This is a genomic window from Rothia sp. HMSC071B01, assembly GCF_001808945.1.
In the GTDB taxonomy this organism is placed as follows: Bacteria; Actinomycetota; Actinomycetes; order Actinomycetales; family Micrococcaceae; genus Rothia.
Map to the genome: position 1 here is coordinate 466,122 of NZ_KV795070.1, position 18,113 is coordinate 484,234.

The window sequence follows — 18,113 nt, forward strand, 5'->3', positions numbered from 1 at the left end:
TTCACATGTCTGAGTCCACTCAGAAGCTTTCCGACGCCGGTGTCTCCATCTGGCTTGACGACCTCTCCCGTGAGCGTCTGACCAGCGGCAACCTCGCCGAACTCATCAAGACCCACAACGTCGTCGGTGTGACCACCAACCCCACCATCTTCGCTGGCGCGCTCTCCAAGGGTGCCGCATACGCTGAGCAGATGCGTGAACTTGCCGCCGCTGGCGCAAGCGTTGAAGAGGCAGTCTTCGCCGCAACCTGCGACGACGTACGCGCAGCCTGCGATGTGTTCGCACCCGTTTACAAGGCATCCAACGGTTTTGACGGCCGCGTCTCCATCGAGGTTGACCCCCGCCTGGCACGCGACGCCGAAGGCACCGCCAAGATGGCACGTGAACTCTACGAGCGTGTAGGCCGCGAAAACGTCATGATTAAGATCCCCGCAACCCAGGAAGGTCTGCGCCCTATCGCAGAGACCCTGGCTGCTGGCATCAGCGTGAACGTGACCCTGATCTTCTCCCTGACCCGCTACCGCGAGGTCATCAACGCCTACATGCTCGGCCTGGAGCAGGCGCTGGAGAACGGCAAGGACCTGTCCACCATCCACTCGGTCGCATCCTTCTTCGTCTCCCGCGTAGACACCGAAATCGATGCACGCCTCGAAGCTGCCGGCGGCGACGCTGTGCAGCTCAAGGGCAAGGCAGGCCTGGCAAACGCACGCCTCGCCTACGAGGTGTTCGAGGAAATGTTCTCCTCCGAGCGTTGGGCACGCCTGCAGGCACACGGCGCAAACGTACAGCGCCCGCTGTGGGCATCCACCGGTGTGAAGGACCCCTCGCTGCCGGACACCCTGTACGTCACCGGCCTGGTCGCACCCAACACCGTGAACACCATGCCCGAGGCAACCCTGAACGCTGTTGCCGATCACGGCGAGGTTACCGGCAACACCATCGTGCCGAACTACTCCGAGTCCAACAACGTTCTGGACGCTATCTCCGTTCACGTCTCCTACCCGGAGGTCGTGGAAAAGCTCGAGGTTGAGGGCCTGTCCAAGTTCGACGTCTCCTGGGAAGAGCTGCTGCAGACCGTCCGCGAAGCACTCGAGCAGGCCAAGTAGCCGCACCCCAGTAGCCATCGAAAATATAGCGTGGCACTAAACACTGTCGGTGTGCACCGCCCGATGCGCACCGCGGCACCGCATCCTAATCCGCCGGGGTTCCCGCCAGAGCTTCACCGTTCGGGGAATCTCGGTGAATTAGGGTGCCACTGAGACAATCCCGTCAAAACCGGTACAATACAGGGTACACACCTTCCAGAATGCGGCATCGCCTCCGCGCGACAAGGTACGAACCGCGCGCCGCACGAACCAACCAAGGCAATCAAAGGAATATATTGTGACTAACGGTCATGAAGCGAACCCCCTCAGGGACACTCGCGACCGCCGCATTACCCGCATTGCGGGGCCGTCCGCGCTCGTCTTCTTTGGCGTAACCGGTGACCTGGCCCGCAAGAAGCTGCTTCCGGCAGTGTATGACCTCATGAACCGCGGTTTGCTCCCGCCGAGCTTCGGCCTTGTCGGCTTCGGCCGCCGCCCCTGGAGCGATGACGACTTCCGCGCCTACGTGCGTGAATCTGTTGAGGCAAACGCCCGCACCCCCTTCCGCGAGGACGTATGGAACCAGTTCCAGCAGGGCATGCGATTCGTTGAAGGTGCCTTCAACGACGACGCAGCCTATGAACAACTCAAGAGCACCCTTGCCGAACTCGACGAGCGTGGCGCTCACGGCAACCACGCCTTCTACCTCTCCATCCCCCCGAAGGCATTCGAGCAGGTCCTCACCAAGCTCGCCGAACACGACCTCGCATCCCGCGATAACGACACCATCAACCCCGTCGACGGTTGGCGCCGCGTGGTCATTGAGAAGCCCTTCGGCCACAACCTTGAGAGCGCACGCGAGCTGAACTCCATCGTGGAGGCAGTCTTCCCGCCCGACGCCGTGTTCCGCATCGACCACTACCTGGGCAAGGAAACCGTTCAGAACATCCTGGCGATGCGTTTCTCCAACCAGATGTTCGAGCCCCTCTGGAACTCCCACTACGTGGATCACGTCCAGATCACCATGGCTGAAGACATCGGCATCGGCTCCCGCGCAGGCTACTACGACGGCGTGGGTGCGGCCCGCGACGTCATCCAGAACCACCTGCTGCAGCTGCTCGCTCTCACCGCCATGGAAGAGCCCCTCAGCCTCGACGCTAAGCACCTGCGCGCCGAGAAGGCGAAGGTCCTCGAAGCAGTCCGTATCGACGACCTGCCGAACTCCTTTGCACTCGGCCAGTACGCCGCAGGCTACCAGGGCGGCGAGCACGTCAACGGCTTCTTCGACGAGAACGACATCCCCGCAGACTCCCGCACCGAAACCTTCGCAGCGCTGAAGGTGTCCATCGCAAACCGCCGCTGGGAAGGCACCCCCTTCTACCTGCGCGCCGGCAAGCGCCTGGGCCGCCGAGTCACCGAAATCGCCGTGGTCTTGAAGAAGTCCTCCGACCGTCTCTTCGGCGAACGTGAAAACCCGCAGGTCGGCCAGAACGCCATCGTCATCCGCGTGCAGCCCGATGAAGGCATGACCATCCGATTCTCCGCGAAGGTGCCCGGCACCCAGATGGAAATCCGCGACGTCAACATGGACTTCGGCTACGGCCACTCCTTCACCGAAGAGTCCCCCGAAGCCTACGAACGCCTCATCCTGGACGTTCTGCTCGGCGAGCCGCCGCTGTTCCCCCGCCACGAAGAAGTTGAGCTCTCCTGGAAGATCCTCGACCCCTTCGAAGAGTACTGGGAAGAAAACCGCATTAAGCCTGAACCCTACGAGTCCGGTTCGTGGGGTCCGCGTTCAGCACACGAGATGCTTGAGCGTGACAACCGCGCTTGGAGGCGCCCGTGATCTCGCACCTGCATAACACCACCGTTTCCGCTATCAACAAGGAACTGAGCAACCTGGCTGCAGCCAACGGTAGCCTCAGCAGCGGACGAGTACTCACCCTCGTTGTCCTCGCGGAAAAGGGCCACTCCCGCGAAGCGATGCGCGCCGCAATTCGTGCCTCCCACGAACACCCGAGCCGCATTATCATGCACATCTCCCACGACCCGCTCGACCCTGACCAGCTGGATGCAGAAATCCACCTGGGCGGCGACACCGGCGCATCCGAGATGATTGTTCTGCGCGGCTGGGGTAGCGCATCCCGCCCGACTGAGGCACTGATTTCCGGTCTGCTACTGCCTGACTCCCCGATTGTGGTCTGGTGGCCGCACTCGGTTCCGGAGAACCCAGCACAGCACTCCATCGGTCGTATCGCTCAGCGTCGTATCACCGACTCTGCGCGCGCTGAGGACCCGAAAGAGGCTCTCAAGCACCTCGCCGAGGTGTACCGCGCCGGCGATACCGACCTGGCGTGGACCCGCCTCACCCTGTGGCGCACCCAACTGGCTGCGCTCCTGGAGCAGATGCCCTCCTCCCCCGTACGCCGCGTGGTTGTGTGGGGTTCGAGCAAGTCCCCGTCCGTGGTGCTGCTCGGTACGTGGCTCGGCTGGAAGCTTGAAGCGCCCGTACACCTCGCCACCATCGGCGCGGCAAACCGCGGCCTGTACCGCGTCAGCATTGAGCGTGAAGACGGTTCCGTGACGATGTTCCGCCCCGGCATTTCCGTGGCGACCATCTCCACCCCGTACGCACCCGACCAGCAGATTGCGTTGCCGGTGCGTACCCTTGCCGAGTGCATCTCTGAGGAGCTGCGCCGCCTCGACCCGGACGACACCTACGGTGACGTGCTGAAACAGGCGCTGTGCACCGTCACCCTCGTCGATGACACCTGCCAGCCTGAAGACATGCTGGATCTCGAAGAATACCCGGAGGTTTTCGATGCCTAAGATTCAGAACATGGGCGCATCCACCCCCACCCTGGTGGCGCACCCGACCCGCGACGCTCTCGCAGCGGACGCGGTGACCCGCATCCTCGACATCATTGAGCATGTGCTCTCTGAGCGCACCATCGCCCACATTTCGCTGACCGGCGGCACGATGGGTATCGCCACCTTGAAGGCGTGGGCTGAGAACGAGCGCGTGAAGGATATCGACTGGTCCCGCGTGCACTTCTGGTTCTCCGATGAGCGTTACGTGCCCGAACGCAGCCCCGAACGTAATGACGGCCAGGCTATTGAGGCACTGCTCGCTCCCCTGCTCTCGCACGGCCTGGTTGTGGGCAATGTGCACCGCATGGGCCCGTCCGATATTTTCACCGGCCTTGAGGCTGCCGCCGAGCACTACGCTTTTGAGATGCGTGACTACGCCGGTTCTGCACCGGCTGTGACCGTGCAGATGCCCGAGGGCGCGACCGAACTTCCGTTGACTGGCGGTCACGGTGGCGGCGCGGGTCACGAGCATGGCGGCTCCGGCGGCTGTGGTTGCGGTGGCGGCGGCTGCGGTTCGTCCGCTCCCGAGCAGTCCATCGAAGAGACCACCCTGGACGAATTTGATGCTGAGGCTGCTGAGCCCGCAGGTGGTTGCGGATGCGGCGGCGGAGGCTGCGGTGGTGGCGGTGGCGGCCAGTGGCCCGCACCGGTCTTTGACATCACCCTGCTGGGCATGGGCCCGGACGGTCACATTGCGTCCCTGTTCCCGGGCCGTAAGCAGGTTCTGCTGGGTACCGGTCTGCCGGAGGATCCGGTTGAGGGCGGTAAGGCTGTAACCGTGATGGTTTCTGATTCGCCGAAGCCGCCGGCTGAGCGTGTGTCGGTGACCCTGCCGATTATCAATAATTCGCGTCACGTGTTCTTCCTCATCACCGGTGAGGATAAGCAGGATGCGACCGGCCGCCTTCTGGCTGGCGCGAAGCTGGACGCTGAGGATCTGAACGCGGAGCTGCTGCTGGAGACCCCGGCGGTGGGTGCGCGCGGTAAGAAGCAGACCTTGATTTTTGCAACCGAGGAGTCGCTGGCTCCTGAGAACCGCCCGTAAGGTTCGGTTCTGAACTGCATTGGATAAAGGGTGGAGCCCCGGATAGACATCTATCCGGGGCTTTTCTCTATGGTTTTAAGTCACCCCGAAATGGTACTAGAAGTGGTACCATGAAGTATGCCGAGTCACACTCTCCCCCGCCAGGAGCTCTACACCTACCGCGTCGAGTGGTCTGAAGACGACCAGGAATTCGTCGGAACCGTAGCCGAATTCCCCAGCCTCTCATACCTGGCCCCAACCTCTACCGAGGCATTCGCGGGTATTCGAGAAGTCGTCGCCGATACCCTTGAGATTCTTGAAGAAGATGGCCGCGAGGCACCCGAACCGTTCTCTCTGCGTTCCTTCTCAGGACGATTCAACTTGCGTGTTTCACCGCAATTGCATCGTCGTCTGGTTCAGCAGGCAGCGCTTTCTCACCAGAGCCTGAACCAGTACGTGAGCCAACAGCTCGAAGCGGTCGCCTAAGTAAGCCTGTACATCTTCATCATCCAACGAAGATTCCAAAATGTTATGACATGACAAAAGAGTGGAGCCCCGGATAGTTTCGACTATCCGGGGCTCCACTCTTGCTACGCCCGCCTACTGTTCAGCAGCGGCAGGATTCTGCGGTTTCTAATTCTTCAGCTGCTGTGCCTGCGGCTGGGCTTCCTCCGCTTCGCTCTCAAAGCCCACGTACAGTGCCGCCAGCGACGGAACCGTCGCCTCCAGCACCTCCTGCGCCTCCTCAGCGGTCGAGGTGAGCTTCGCGCCGGTCAGCTGCAGGTACTCGCGCACCGTCATGGGCTGCGCCCAGTCAAAGTGCTCACGCACGGCGGTGATGTTCGCGCCAGACTGCAACACGTTAATGCCGTGGGCAAGACCAATATCCGTCACCTTCACGATGGCGTCGGTCTCCTCCGGGATGTCGTACGGGTCGCGGTTCTGCAGGTCCACGATGAACGGAAGCACGCCGCGGCTCTCAGCGCGCAAGGTGAACTTGGTGTGCACCTGGCTCACCTCGTGCACCTCGCCCACACCCACGGCGGGCACCACCATGAAGCCCGCCTGCAGGTCGTTCACCGCGGCCAGGGTGTGTGCCTCCCCGAAGCCGGAGTACAGCTGCACCACCGGCACGAGGTAGCACACCTCCGCCTTGAGCGCCTTGCGAGCCTCAATGTCGATGTACTCCCAGGCGCCGCCGGTACCGTCCGTAATGTCGCCGGAGTGGTGCGCGTAAATGGCGCCCTGGCTGTTTTTCACGGTCTGCGACCAGTAGCTGATCTTGTCCATGTAGTTGCCTTCGGCATCGAACATCATCAGCGACAGGTCAATGTCCACGCCCTCATCCCAGAAGCAGAAGAGGCGAATCACGCCGGTGGGCGGCAGGTGCACCGTCGAGGTGTTGTAGCGGCCCATACCGTCCAGGGAGGGGCGGGCACTGCGTGTGTTCAGCGGCATAATCGTATCACCCACCTGCTCGGGCAGGTAGATGCTGGTCTCGGCAAGACGGCCGGACAGGCCAATCTCGACCAGGCGCTCCAGCAGGTCCAGCACGACCGGGCTGTACTCGCGCGCCGGAATCATGGTGGCGATACCGGTCTTGGACAGGTTCATGCGCTGCGGGGCGGCAGGCTGAGTCTTCTGAGCGGACGCCGCGCGGCGCTCCTCGCGCTGGCTCGCGGCAGGTTCGGAACCGACCGGGATAGAAGGCAGCGGGTTCTCCGGGCCGGAATTATCCCCAAAGAACGAGCCCAACGGGTTCGGGATGCCCGCGTTCTGCATGAGGTTCTGAACCCTCGCGACGCCCTCCGGGTTGCGGCGCGCATAGTCAGCCATCTCCCGGTCCTCCTGCACCGCCACCGGGTTGGCGGGGCGCTCCTTGGGCGGGTTCGCGAGCGCGTTACGCTGCAGGGTCACCAGGTTGCGGATTTGCACCAGGATGGGCGCGGAAACGCGCGGCGCCACGGCGGCGAACGCGTCAAAGATGATCTGCTGGCCGGGGCTCGGCGCGGTGTCGATGCCGTAGCGGGGCGCTTCGAAAGCATCCAGGGCGCGCACCAGCTGGCGTGCAAACACGCCGGGGCGGGTCGAGAGCAGACGTGCCACGTTCTGCGCATCCCGGGTGGCGTAGGCGCGGTCCACCAGCGACTCGAAGCTGTACACCTCACCGCGGTACAGGTCGTCAGCCCAGCGGCTCAGCGCGGTCAGTGACGGGTAGTCACCGGGGTGAATCGCCTTGACGAGGCGCTTGTACATTTCGGCGGCAGGCGCGCTGTCGTAGCGGGCACCGACCGGGTCAGCCTCCAGCACCCGGTTGAGCAAGTGTGCGATGCGAGTGCGTTCGCTGCGGCGCAGCTTCAGGCGCGGCGCGATGCTCAGGCTCAGGTCCCCCACCGTGCCGTTGAAACGCAGACGCGAGTAGGCGGCGGCGAGGGCGAGCGCCTCCTTCATGGTGCGCAAGTGCTCAGCGTCTTCGGGGTGCAGGCAGGCGGCGATGAACACGCGGTTTTCGCGGCTGGTGTTCTCCGGTCGGGCAGCCGGCAGTGCGTCATGCTGGGCGAGGAAACGGCGCAACGCCACAAGGTCGCGCTGGTCGGTCTGGTTGTACGCCTGCTGCTGACCGAGCAGCTGCTGGTAGAGGGCACCCGCCATGATCAGGGCGTTCTGCACGCCGCTGACCATCTGCAGGGGTCGGCGGTTGCGTTCCATGCTGGTGAAGTTGGAGCGGCTCATCGGCTGCTGCCACTCGTAGGGCACGTAGTTCTCGGGCAGGCCGCCAAGGATTCGCTCGGTGCCGTCCGGGTTGTAGTACGGGTTGGAGAGGTAGTGCATGATCTGCTCGGTGTAGCGTTGCTCGTCGGTGAGCGTCAGGGCGCGCAGATCAAAGTCGCGGCGGAACACGCGGCCGGGGCGGTACCCGTATTCGTAGGACCAGATGGTCGCGAACAGGGCAAATTCGTTGGCGCTGGCGTTCAGCGCCTGGGCGAGGGACTCAGGGCTGAGGGTCAGACCGCAATTGCTCAGGACGGACACCCGCCCCAGGTCGGTGTCGAATACGCCGGCCTGGTGCCGCTCATTAATGCTCGAGTAGTTCGAGCGGTAGGAGGGGTCGTACAGGTCGGTGAAGACGTACACGCCGTAGCGGCGCATCAGGATGAGGCGCACGAGGGGGCTGAGGCCCTCGGGCGCTTCGCCGTGAAGGTAGGCGGATTCGTTGAGGTAGGGTGATTCCTGCAGGTAGGGGGATGCGTCGTAGGGGGTAGTCACGGGTCGTCCTTTCCGTTGGTCTCACCCGACTGTCACCGTCGGTGGTGTGTCTATGTTCTTATCGTAGCGGCGTGGGCGCGGGTTGTCGCTGGGTTTGGTCATCGGTGACCTGCGGGGCACGTATTCGTGGGGTAACCGACCATTACATGTTGCGGAGCCTGGGCGGCACTTATCCGCTGCTTGTTGATCGGTCGCTTGCTGATCTGTTGGCCGCTTATCTGTCAGCCGCGTGGGAACTGGGTTAAAAGAAAAAATGGCGGGAAGCGAAGAATCCGATAAATATAGGAAAGATATTTCAGAAAGTAGGACTCTTCATGATCCGCCATTACCTATAGAGTACTCCCGCCCCGCGACGGTGGTCAAGCCGTTTCGTCACGGGGCGGTAACACGGGGCGGTGAGTGGGGTTGGGTGCACGAGGTTGGGCACACAGGGTTGCACGCGTAGGGGTGCAGTTACGGCGGCGCAGTTACGGGGTACTCCCCTATGACTCCCCTACCTTGAGCTACCCTTCAGCACCTGCCGGTGAGGTGCCTTTACCCGAGCTGTCCCCGCTCGAGGTTTCTCCACCCAGCAGGGTGAGCGCGGCTTTGCGGGCGGCAAGCGCCTCCTCAGTCACGCGCGGGGTCACCGCAACCAGGGCGCGTAGTGCTTTCGCCAGCACCGTGGAGCCCTTCATTTTCGGCTCCAGGACGGCGGGAATCTCAACCGGCGTGCCGTACAGTTCGGCAAGCTCAACCGCCAGGCGCACATAGTCGCCGCCCTTCGTCAACCCGCCAACCATCGGCAGCAGCAGGCGCAGAACCTGCAGCACACGCCAACCCGCCAGAACACCGATAGACGACACCTCACGCAGGGTCGCCACCAGGCGGTTAGGAAGAACCATCCCGTCCTCCAGAGCCCACTTCAGGGTCTCTGCGAAGGTTGACGCATCCAGCAGGCCCGCCTCAAAGAGCGCCGCGATGGCTTCTGCCGCCGCCAGACGGTACTCGGGGTTCTTCGCGCTCGCCACGTAACCGAGCAGAGTGCAGGTCGGGGCGCCCACCTGCACGGTGGACTCCCTCAGCGCGCGCATCAGCACGGGAACGGGGGTTACAGTCTTCTCCTCAACACACTGCGAAGCGGCGAACAGGAAGTATGCCGAGAGCAGGTCCGGGTTGTTCTGAAGCAGCCAGGAGGACCACTCGGTGAGTGCCGGGAGGAAGTCACCCAGCCAGCTGTCAACCCTGTCGAGATTCAGCAGATATACGAAGGGAATCAAGGCGGTGTTAAGAGCCTCGTAGGCTATGACCTCCTCGGGGCTCATGCCAGCGGTTGCACGGCTCAGCGCCTCGCGCGCCTCATCTGCGGTATCCACGATGTCGCCCTTGACCTGCCACATGGGCTGGTACTTCACGAATTCCTCAACGTTAAAGTTTTCGAAGCCTGCCTCGCGGAGACGACCCGACCTGCTGGCCTCCTGGTATTCCCAGACTCGATCATTGTCGAGACCGCGGTTGAAGCCGCTCCAGGGCATATCCATGCCAGAAACAGTGCGATAAGTCCAGTCGCTGTAGGTCAGCTGACGGGCGGGTAGCGGGGCGCTCAGCAGACGCACCGTGCGTCCTTCCGTGTGGTACTCTCCCCCGGCGGCGACGGCACGCATCTGCTCACGGAAGATCTCATAGAGGTCGCGGTATCCCTTCAACGGCTTGTAGTCAGCATTCCAGAGATGGTGTTTATTCTGAATAGTCAGACGTATCATCTCTTCCTTGCTCAGGAGCGCGTTACTCGGGCGAGCTCGTGCAACCATCTCACTACGGTCGGAATACTGCAGGAGCGGCGTCAGCTCGGGTAGCTCCCATGACTCGTATCCCGCAGCCTCGGCGTTAGCTTTCAATACTGCGCGGAGAACAGGCATGTACGCAACGTTGTTGTAGTAATATTCGCTGGAAATCTTGCACAGGGTACGAAGCTGCTGCTGTTCCGCCGGTGCCAGCTTGTCGGTCGCGGCAAAGCAGTAAAGGCGCGCCAGGTTCTCTCCCCGGGTGCTGGGAGATTCGTCCCCGGTAATTCGACCCGAGGTGGTGTTCGACTCTTCCGTAATGAGGGTGCAGAACTCATCCAGATTCGCGATGGATGCGACGGGTTCTCGGTGCTCAACGCCGGGCAACAGCACCGGCGGTACCTCTATGGAAGCGCCCGCCGCCTCCGCCGCCTCCGCCTGGGGCAGGCGGTCTTCGGGCAGGCAGGCTTCCGCGGCACCGCGCAGTTCCAGGGGTAGCACCTCGTAGGCTTCGAGGACGCGGTCAGCAACATAGTTGGCGAGCGCCACCTGCTCGGCGGTTTGCGCCTTCTTACGCTTGGCTTTACTCAAACCAGCGTACTGGGTGGCGATGAGCTTGAGCAGGCGCAGGGCGCCGCGCTGAATCTTCTTTTCGGTGCGGTAGAGGTTCGCGCCGAGTGCGTCGATGAGCTGTTCCAGGTCGACCTGTTCGAGGGGCTGCAGATCGGGGGTCTTCTGCAGGGCGGCGGGTGCGCAGGCTTTGAGCACGTTCTGCAGCATGGTCTGAGCGAATCCGACGGAGGCACTGGGCTCTGCGGTGAGGACAGCCATGAGCTGCCCGAAGCGTGCCCGGTTTTCTGCGTCGGTGGGCTGCAGATCGGTGTAGACGGAGTGGAACGCAGCCGAGTTGAATGCGCTGAAATCGCTGGTCAGGCCACGTAGCAGGGCGTCCAGAATCTCGTCGCGAATGTCGAAGTATTCGCCCATGAGGCGGCACAGTTCCGCGCTTTCACCCATGTAGTTGCCGTAGCCCTTGAAGAGCACCCCCTCGGTGCGGAAGACCGCCCAGAACTCCTGGTCGAGCAGGGTCATGTCACGGGTGAAGAAGGTTTTGAGCTGGGCGTGGTTGCTGGCGCTGTCCTTCTTCACGCAGGGCAGGGCCTCGTGCAGGAAAAGGACCAGGTATTCGGGGGCATCGCAGCTCAGATTGCGGGCGCGAAGCAGCGTGTAGCAGGTTTCCCAAATTTTCTTCGAGCGCGCCCAAGAGTTCGGGAGGCCCTCAATAAAACGCAGAATCCACTCCTCGGGGCGTTCAGAAGCGCCGAGCAGGAACGCGTCAATCAGCTGCTGATCCGGGCGCCCTTCCCAGAGAAGGGTGCGCATGGTTCGTCCGGCGGAGCGGTGGTATTCCCACGGGTCACCGTCGGGGGTGCGCACGAGCGCCCCAGCAACGTAGGCGGCAAGCGGGGTGCGGTTAATGTGGTCGCTACCGATCACGCTCTTGGGGGTGAGGGTTCGGGCGAGGGAGGCGCGCTCCTCCTCGGTGGAGCCGCTGATGACGGCGTGGTATTCCTGCACGTCAGTTGATTCTGCCGCCATGAGTGCTTTGAGGGCGGCGCGGCGCTCTTCGAGGGTGCGCTCACCTGCGTTGTGCTCACCGGCGCTGCGCTCGTTAGGGTTATGCGGCTGGGCGGTATCAGTCATTGGTACCTGCTTTCAGAGTTGATGGTGAATGGTCGTGAAAAGTTGAACGGAAGTGTCGAATGAGGGCTGGTTGAGCGGTTAGCCCTGCACCTGGTTGAGGATATTCCGGGCGTACCGCGCCTTCTGCGAAGAACCAGTCAGCGTACCCAACCAGGCACGCAGCGACTCATCCACGAGCTCCGCACGGGTGGCAGGGTCGAGAGTCGCCAGCGCCTGGCTGAAAGCACCCAGTAGCTTGCCGAGCGAGTTCGCCCCGGTATCCAGGTGCGGTATGAGGCGCGCGAAGAAGCGCACCGCCGCCCGTGCATCCAGCTGAGCGAAGTCGGTGAGGGCAAGCGCCCAACGGTTCAGCATCGCCAGCGGCACAAAGTTCACGAAGCCTGCGGTGGCATCCTCGAGGCTGAGCTGGTCGTCCAGCACGCGGTGCATGATTTCCACAGCGAGGGAACGAATCTCAACGCGCTGCTCCGAGAAGCCCGCGGCAAACACGAAGGCGCAAGCGGGACCCCACACGCCGGGGTGCGCCGCCAACGCCAGGTAGAGTTCACGGTCGAAGGTGGAGTGATCCAAGATGTACCAGTTGCTGCCGGCGCAATAGTACGCCAGCGGTTCTGCCCGCGAGGGGTAGAGCAGGGCGTATTGTCCTTCTTCGTCGTGGTGGGCGGTGGCGAGGCCGCGGAAAGCATTCAGCTCGGGGGTAGAGGCGCCGTCCATCACCCCGTTCAGCTGAAGGCCCCAGCTTGTTTCTCTCTGGGATACCGTGATGGATTCCAGGTAGGGGTTGACGCGCCCGGTGGCGAGGGTGCCGTCGAGGGCGGAGCGGAGCACGCGAATCTGTGTAGGCGCAGAGCGCGGAGCGTCCTCTTGAGCGTTCTTCACGTATTGCTCTTCAAGGCTTTCAAGCAGGGTCAGCGCCTCAGCACGGCGGCTCTGTGCATCCTGCCGCTGCTCGTCGGTAGCGTATGGAGGCAGCACCTCCGGCACACGCACACGCAACAGCGCCGCCGTGAAATCCTGGCGCAGGATGGGGGCTCCATCAGCCAGGTTCTTGGCGTACCGGCGTACCAGGGTATCCGGATGCACCCACCCGCCGAGCAGTTCAGGGGTGGCGAGCGGCGTGTAGCTCTGCCTGCTCTTCAGCGCGCCGAGGGCATCCTTGAAGCCGGTGCTGAAGAACGCGGCGTGGCGGGAGTACATGTAGTGCAGGTTCGGCACCGTACCGGGGTCTTCCCTCGGGGTCATCTCCGATGCCTTCGGGCGCTCACGCAGCTTCCCGGCGGCGGCAAGAACCGTCAAATGCGCGCGCATGTCGAACCATTCCAGGCCCCAGTGGTTCAGCTTTTTCAGGCAGATAGGAACAAGCTGTTCGAGCAGGTTGGGGCTCTGCGCGATGCCGTCGGCGCTGAGCAGGTAGGCGGTGAGCAGTTCCAGCTCCAGCTCGCATCCGGCGTGCGTTTCGGGCTGGTCCACTTCGTTGAGAGTGTCGGGGGTGGCGCAGGGCGCGACCTGGTGGTGCAGCAGCGCACGGGCGCGTTCTTGCACGTCAGATGCGGTAACGGGGCGCACGGGGGTGTCCCAGTACCGGTGGATTACGGCGCGGGAGGCGGCGAGCGCCTCCGCGGCGGCGGCCTCAATATCAGCGGCTTCAGTGAGGGCGGTGCTTTCGGTACCGCTCCCCTGGCTATTCTCCGGGCTGTACCCATCTTCGAGGAGCGGCGAGCCCTCTTCCTGAATCTGCGCCACAACCAGCGGATCGAGCTGGGGTCGGTAGTCGCGGTAGAGTTCGCGGGCACGCTCGGCGAACACGATAGTCTCGGCGCTCGCGTTGTCTGCAGCGCCCGCCTGCACCCATTCTTCGAGGTGGTTGAGGGCGGCGGCTTGAACCTGCGCGTGGGTGTGGCTGAGCGCCATGACCACAGCGTCTTCGCAAGCGGCAGCATCGAGGGTGCCCGCCCGGTACAGCGCCTGGAGCATGGTCAGGATTTTGAGTGCGTTTGCTTTAGTTCCGGCGCATACGGCGGGTGCCGCGTAGGCGAAGGCGGTGGCGTCCAGCGCCTGCGGGTTTTTGCTCCAGAGGCGGTGAATATGCTGCACGCCGAGGGTCACGCTCGGACCGATGGGCGAGGAGAACAGCGTCAGAAATTCGCTCTGACGTGCCGCAATTTCTTCGGCGGTGAGTTTGAGTCCGGTGACCAGGCGTGAGAACCAGCCAACCCGGTACGCCGGGAAGTCACTCATGAGAGAGCTCAGGAGCGCATCAATCAGGCGGTCACGGCTAATCAGCCCGGTTTCGGTGGCTTCGATAAGGGCGCACGACCAGCCGGGGTTATTCTCCTTCTGCCCGGGCTTGTAGGAATCGCGCTGGGTGAGAGAGATGTCCCGGTTGCCTTCGACGGCAAGCATACCCCAGATAAGTTCTTCGCGGAGCTGTTCGTCCTCACGCAGCAGCGGAAGAATCAGGTCGGACTCACAGTTGATGAGGGCGGTGTAGTAGTCCTCGTCGTGCTCAAGGACCGCGCCGTCGTAGAGTTCGGCAAGTCGCATGGAGGCAGCGCCCGAGAACCAGCCCGTCTGAATGTAGATTTTCACGCGGTCCTGCGTGACGGTTCCGGGCGTGTTTTTACCGAGCTGGGAGCCGTATGGGGTGGTGACAATGTCGAAGTACTGCCAGCGGCGGTAAATCTGTTCGAAGGTACCGCCGACCGCCAGGATGTTGGCGAGGTTGCGGTTGAAGTGCATGATGTCGCTCCAGGTTTTTTGCTGCCTGGTGAGCGGGTAAATGACTTCGCCGGGGAGTGGCTCGGTGATGACACCTTCGGGGAAGGTGTGTGTTTCGGGGCGTTTGCTCATGATGGTCTTTCAGAAGGAAGCTGAGGCGAGCTTTTGGGGCGTCGTCTTTTAGTGCGGTGCGTGGTGTGTCTAACTAGCGGCGTGTTCGCGGTAGAGAATACTGACCGCCAGCGCGTGTTTGCAGGGGCCGCGCGTACCGCGGTACTTCAACCACCAGGGGCAGGAGCAGAGGTACCCCTCCACGGCGTACGGGTCGGCGGGCAGCACCACGGTGTACGTGTTCGCGCCGCTGCGCACACTGTACTCGCCGGTGCCGTGCTCCCCCTCACCGACCCGCTCAATGGCGCCGGAGTCGGCGAGCTTTTTCGCGCCGACCAGGCGCGGGTGCATGGCGGTCAGCGCCTCCGGATGCACCGGCAGCGGGCGGTGGAAATACTCGCCGGCATGCGCGTCAAAACCAACTTGACCGGAGGAAGCCAGCAGGGCGAGCGCGTCGCGGGTTGCCGCCTCGTCCAGGCCTGCGCGGGCAGACATGACGGGCACGTCAATGCGCGGCTCGAAGGAGAGCAGCACGCTGAGCATGTCAGCGTTCTGGGCGGTGTTCGGGTTAGACAGCGCCTGCAGCACGGATCCCTCACCGGAGAACCCGCGTGACTTTTCGGGGCTCAGGCCAATGCTCAGGCGTGCACCGGGCAGGTGCGCCACCCACACGCTGGGCACGGGCGCGTTACCGGCGCTCACGGGCTCACTGTACGCGTCCAGGCTCTGAATGTGGCGGATGAGCGGCTCAAGCACGCGCAGACGCTCAGGGCCCGCCACGCATACGGATCCGGCGGTGGCGCGGGTGGCGAGCCGCAGGGAACGCACGGCACGGGTTGCCCACAGGACCGCCTTGGTGCTGGAGTTACGCGGCAGGGAGTGGATGAAGGTTCGGGCGGCGGCAGCGTCCAGGCTGTGCACCGGGCTCATGCGGGATGAGAGCATCTGCGTTTCTGCAAAGCCCTTGAGCCAGCGGATGGGCAGCGGCACTTTTTCTTCCATGACGGAGCCGTCAAGGGTGGTGGTGAGCAGCCCGTCGTCGCCGACGTTCAGGTGGATGGGCTCCCCCGCCCGGAGGGAGGCGAGCGCGGCACGCAGGGGCGGGTTGACGTCTACATTGGTGACGCCTACGGCGCTGTGGCTGGCGTCGAGTGCGCTGGAGTCAACGTCGAGGCGCGCATACACTCCGCAGCAGGCGCTGAAGGATTCGAAGCGTAGGCCTTCGGCGGTGCTGGTGACGACGGGGTCTGCGGCGCGTAGGGCTCCGGCGAGGGAGCTGGGCGGCACGTAGAAGCGGGTGCGGGCGACCCTGGCGACGACCAATAGTGCGGTGGCGTAGACGTCTGCTCGTTCGAGGAACCCGGAGAAGAAATACGGGTGGGAGGCGGCACCTTCGGGGGTGCTGCCGCCGCTGGTGGCGAGGCTGAGCGCGCGGGAGTCGGCGCCGTCGATGAGGGCTGACGGAGCGGTGTACGTGTAGTCGAGGGTGTAGGCGCTCATGGCTTCTTTGCCTTTCGTATGTGGTGTATACGTCCTATCATGCCGTAAAGATTCGCGTCCCGCTACCGCTTTCGTCATTGCCGTTTGGTGCATAAAAAATCCCCGACATTCTCGGTTGAGAAGTGCCGGGGAGAAGCTCTATTTGGCTCACCCTCGATGGGGTGGGCGTGGGCTCTGATGAGAGGCTCAGGCTAGACGACGATCTGGCCGTTGAAGCGCAGGGCCAGGCCGTACAGGACCACTGCGATAACCCAGATGACAATCACGGTCACGGTCAGGCGAATCAGGTTCTTCGACGCCATACCGGAGGAGTTCAGGGAGTTGGTCATACCGCCGCCGAACATGTCGGAGAGGCCGCCGCCCTGACCGCGGTTGAGCAGCACAAGCATCACTGCGATCACGCTGGTGATGGCGATGATGACCATGAGTACGTTCATGATGACGTCCATGGGGACCTTCCTTCGTTGTCTTCTGGTGGGGTGCCTGGACTGCGGGGGTGCAGACAGACGGGTTTAACTATACGCTACAGCCGCCATTCGGTCACGTTGAGGCGGCTTTTACGCGGCGCGGTTGCTGCGGCGCTGGTATTCGCTGGGGGTCAGCTGCAGTGCTGCGGGGCGGTCGGTGAGCACACGCTGAGCGGTGAGTTCGTCGCCTTCGGTGTCGTAGGCGCGCACGTATCCGCCGTCGATGAGGTAGTAGGTGAACTGCTGCGCGGCTGCCCAGTAGGCGCCTCCTTCAGCGTAGAAGCCCTGGTCTACCCAGTCGCGCAGGGTGAGGGTGACGGGGATTTCCGGTGAGGAGGTGCGGCTGTAGAGCTGGTCGAGGAATGCTTCTCGGCGGCTCTCGAAGTACTGGTATTCGGGCGAGGGTTCCTGGTATTCTGCGCCGCCTGCGTAGCCGATGTTGCCGCCGTCGTTGCCGGGTAGGCGCGGGGCACTCACTTTGCGGTTGCGCAGGTAGCTGTAGAGGATCATGCCGACGAGGGCTGCGATGACCAGGGAAAAACCAAAGCTGAACATGCCGTTAAGTGTACGGGGCGAACCGCGGGGTCGGCGTATTCCGGGTGGGTTTTGCGGCGAGGGGCGAACGCGCCCGGCCCTTCTCCCCCGCCCCTTACGTCTGGCTCCTGCTCCCGGCTCTTACTCCCGCCTCGTACATCCACCGCTAACTCGGTGGCGGTTAAATGGTTCAGCGCCCGGTCGGGTGGGTACCCGCCGGGCGCTGTAACGCTATGAGACGCTGTGGTGCGTCGGGGTTTTATGCGTCGAAGCGTGCGATTGCTGCGAATTCGTCAGCCTGCAGGGATGCGCCGCCGACGAGCACGCCGTCCACGTCTTCCTTGCCCATGATGGAGGGTGCGGAGGAGGACTTGACGGAGCCGCCGTAGAGAACGCGGACCTTCTCTGCAACGTCTGCGGAGTAGAGCTTAGCGATTTCTGCGCGGATTGCTGCGGACATTTCCTGTGCGTCGTCTGCGGTTGCGACCTTGCCGGTGCCGATTGCCCAGACGGGCTCGTATGCGATGACGAGGGTTTCTGCCTGCTCTGCGGTCAGACCTGCGATGGAGCCGCGCAGCTGCTCGAGGGTGTACTCGACGTGGGTGCCTGCTTCGCGGATTTCGAGGGGCTCACCGACGCAGAGGACGGGGGTCAGGCCGTGCTTGTATGCTGCCTGAACCTTTGCTGCGCACAGCTCGTCGCTTTCGTGGTGGTAGGTGCGGCGCTCGGAGTGGCCGACGAGCACGAAGGTTGCGCCGAGCTTGGAGAGGAATGCGCCGGAGATTTCGCCGGTGTATGCGCCGGAGTCGTGGACGGAGAGGTCCTGGCCGCCGTAGAGGATGTCCAGCTTGTCGCCTTCGACGAGGGTCTGCACGGAGCGGATGTCGGTGAAGGGCGGGAAGACGGCTACTTCGGTTGCGGAGAAGTTGAAGTTTGCGTCGTCGAGGGTCCATGCGAGCTTCTGGACGAGGGTGACTGCCTCTGCGTGGTTGAGGTTCATCTTCCAGTTGCCTGCGATGAGGGGCTTACGCGACATAGTTCGCTCCTTAGCTTTCCCGCGCGGTATGCC

At 63.2% G+C, this 18,113-nt stretch carries 12 protein-coding genes; 5 read left to right on the plus strand and 7 right to left on the minus strand.

All coding sequences use genetic code 11. The features are described 5' to 3' along the window. Positions 1-5: 5 nt before the first annotated feature. The 5 genes from tal to HMPREF2527_RS03460 all read left to right on the plus strand — a co-directional run bounded on the left by tal (position 6) and on the right by HMPREF2527_RS03460 (position 5,466). Positions 6-1,106 carry a transaldolase gene (gene tal, locus HMPREF2527_RS03440; protein ID WP_070506337.1) on the plus strand — a complete coding sequence of 367 codons (1,101 nt, stop codon included), beginning with the start codon at positions 6-8 and terminating at the stop codon, positions 1,104-1,106. Between the two features lie 277 nt (positions 1,107-1,383). After that, positions 1,384-2,931, plus strand: a complete 1,548-nt coding sequence (zwf, locus tag HMPREF2527_RS03445) for a glucose-6-phosphate dehydrogenase (RefSeq protein WP_070506339.1) — start codon at positions 1,384-1,386, stop codon at positions 2,929-2,931. After that, the gene (locus tag HMPREF2527_RS03450) at positions 2,928-3,914 is read left to right on the plus strand and encodes a glucose-6-phosphate dehydrogenase assembly protein OpcA (protein ID WP_070506340.1); all 987 of its coding nucleotides are present in this window, start codon (positions 2,928-2,930) and stop codon (positions 3,912-3,914) included. Before zwf ends, HMPREF2527_RS03450 begins: the two co-directional genes overlap by 4 nt. Then, on the plus strand, positions 3,907-5,001 hold the full coding sequence (locus HMPREF2527_RS03455) for a 6-phosphogluconolactonase (protein WP_070506343.1): 1,095 nt from the start codon (positions 3,907-3,909) through the stop codon (positions 4,999-5,001). Before HMPREF2527_RS03450 ends, HMPREF2527_RS03455 begins: the two co-directional genes overlap by 8 nt. Positions 5,002-5,118: 117 nt before the next feature. Continuing rightward, on the plus strand, positions 5,119-5,466 hold the full coding sequence (locus HMPREF2527_RS03460; protein ID WP_012903584.1) for a type II toxin-antitoxin system HicB family antitoxin: 348 nt from the start codon (positions 5,119-5,121) through the stop codon (positions 5,464-5,466). Between the two features lie 147 nt (positions 5,467-5,613). On the opposite strand, the gene HMPREF2527_RS03465 is transcribed toward HMPREF2527_RS03460, so the two are convergent. The 7 genes from HMPREF2527_RS03465 to tpiA all read right to left on the minus strand — a co-directional run bounded on the left by HMPREF2527_RS03465 (position 5,614) and on the right by tpiA (position 18,080). Continuing rightward, positions 5,614-8,247 (minus strand): hypothetical protein, encoded by a 2,634-nt coding sequence (locus tag HMPREF2527_RS03465; protein WP_070506345.1) that lies wholly within the window; start codon positions 8,245-8,247, stop codon positions 5,614-5,616. 503 nt (positions 8,248-8,750) lie between these two features. After that, positions 8,751-11,714, minus strand: a complete 2,964-nt coding sequence (locus HMPREF2527_RS03470; RefSeq protein WP_070506347.1) for an endonuclease — start codon at positions 11,712-11,714, stop codon at positions 8,751-8,753. Positions 11,715-11,792: 78 nt separating this feature from the next. Continuing rightward, on the minus strand, positions 11,793-14,564 hold the full coding sequence (locus tag HMPREF2527_RS03475; protein WP_070506350.1) for a DUF6493 family protein: 2,772 nt from the start codon (positions 14,562-14,564) through the stop codon (positions 11,793-11,795). Positions 14,565-14,633: 69 nt separating this feature from the next. Next, positions 14,634-16,043, minus strand: coding sequence for an SWIM zinc finger family protein (locus HMPREF2527_RS03480; RefSeq protein ID WP_070506351.1), 1,410 nt, complete (start codon positions 16,041-16,043; stop codon positions 14,634-14,636). A gap of 191 nt (positions 16,044-16,234) precedes the next feature. After that, positions 16,235-16,492: a preprotein translocase subunit SecG gene (secG, locus tag HMPREF2527_RS03485; protein ID WP_012903590.1), complete on the minus strand. Its 258-nt coding sequence runs from the start codon at positions 16,490-16,492 to the stop codon at positions 16,235-16,237. A gap of 108 nt (positions 16,493-16,600) precedes the next feature. Then, positions 16,601-17,065, minus strand: coding sequence for a hypothetical protein (locus tag HMPREF2527_RS03490; RefSeq protein ID WP_044143857.1), 465 nt, complete (start codon positions 17,063-17,065; stop codon positions 16,601-16,603). A gap of 238 nt (positions 17,066-17,303) precedes the next feature. Then, the gene (gene tpiA / locus HMPREF2527_RS03495) at positions 17,304-18,080 is read right to left on the minus strand and encodes a triose-phosphate isomerase (RefSeq protein WP_005509126.1); all 777 of its coding nucleotides are present in this window, start codon (positions 18,078-18,080) and stop codon (positions 17,304-17,306) included. Positions 18,081-18,113 lie beyond the last annotated feature (33 nt).

Coding starts and splice junctions, on each gene's coding strand:
- tal (WP_070506337.1), top strand. CDS start 6: ATGTCTGAGTCCACTCAGAAGCTTTCCGACGCCGGTGTCTCCATCTGG.
- HMPREF2527_RS03455 (WP_070506343.1), top strand. CDS start 3,907: ATGCCTAAGATTCAGAACATGGGCGCATCCACCCCCACCCTGGTGGCG.
- HMPREF2527_RS03460 (WP_012903584.1), top strand. CDS start 5,119: ATGCCGAGTCACACTCTCCCCCGCCAGGAGCTCTACACCTACCGCGTC.
- HMPREF2527_RS03470 (WP_070506347.1), bottom strand. CDS start 11,714: ATGACTGATACCGCCCAGCCGCATAACCCTAACGAGCGCAGCGCCGGT.
- HMPREF2527_RS03475 (WP_070506350.1), bottom strand. CDS start 14,564: ATGAGCAAACGCCCCGAAACACACACCTTCCCCGAAGGTGTCATCACC.
- HMPREF2527_RS03480 (WP_070506351.1), bottom strand. CDS start 16,043: ATGAGCGCCTACACCCTCGACTACACGTACACCGCTCCGTCAGCCCTC.
- secG (WP_012903590.1), bottom strand. CDS start 16,492: ATGGACGTCATCATGAACGTACTCATGGTCATCATCGCCATCACCAGC.
- HMPREF2527_RS03490 (WP_044143857.1), bottom strand. CDS start 17,065: ATGTTCAGCTTTGGTTTTTCCCTGGTCATCGCAGCCCTCGTCGGCATG.
- tpiA (WP_005509126.1), bottom strand. CDS start 18,080: ATGTCGCGTAAGCCCCTCATCGCAGGCAACTGGAAGATGAACCTCAAC.